The 253-nt window shown below is 53.8% G+C and carries 1 protein-coding gene; it reads left to right on the top strand.

Features of this window, described 5'->3' with window-relative positions; translation table 11 throughout:
* Positions 1-253, top strand: a 253-nt coding sequence (locus AC0L20_RS41415; protein WP_473295898.1) for a hypothetical protein, incomplete at both ends; no start/stop codon positions are given.

The raw sequence follows: 253 nt of genomic DNA, 5'->3' as shown, positions 1-253 counted from the left end.
GTAACGTGCTGCGTAGACGAGACGATTGGAAGGACAATTTCAAAGAAGGCGTTCAAGGGCCTGAGGTGAAGACATCAAACCATTCGGTCGACCATTTCACCGCTCCCACTATTGAACGGATGATCCCGTCCAGTGAAAACGCTGACAAAGAGAAGGGCACCGTTGGGCGCCAGGACCTACCGCAGTCTTTCTCCAGCCCTCGCAGCCAATACCTCGGCCAGTTGCTCTCCAGACACGTGATTCAAGCTTATCG

The sequence above is a fragment of the Bradyrhizobium sp. Kon58 genome (assembly GCF_055807455.1).
The sequence above is the reverse complement of the archived record's forward strand: the minus strand, read 5'-3'. Positions and strand labels throughout refer to the sequence as shown.